Source organism: uncultured Vibrio sp. (assembly GCF_947488985.1).
Lineage (GTDB): Bacteria > Pseudomonadota > Gammaproteobacteria > Enterobacterales > Vibrionaceae > Vibrio.
Map to the genome: position 1 here is coordinate 1 of NZ_CANLBV010000372.1, position 253 is coordinate 253.

Genomic DNA, 253 nt, shown 5'->3' on the forward strand with positions numbered 1-253 from the left:
TTACCGTTTCTCCGCCACGCTCCTTAACAAAAGTACGGAAAGGTTCGCTGTCATATCCTTTATCACAAACGATAGTATTAACTTCATTGAGTTGCTCAACCAAGCTTTCGGCATGCACTATATCGTGCCGTTGGCCTTCTGATAAATCAAAACAAATCGGTAGACCACCACTATCCACGGCTAAGTGAATTTTGGTTGAGTTACCCCCGCGACTTTTTCCTATTTGCTCTGAGCTTTCAGTAGCTGCACCTGT

At 44.3% G+C, this 253-nt stretch carries 1 protein-coding gene; it reads right to left on the reverse strand.

Features of this window, described 5'->3' with window-relative positions; genetic code table 11:
• Positions 1–253 (reverse strand): transposase (locus Q1A70_RS20680; RefSeq protein ID WP_299697710.1); only part of this gene is annotated, 253 nt, incomplete at both ends.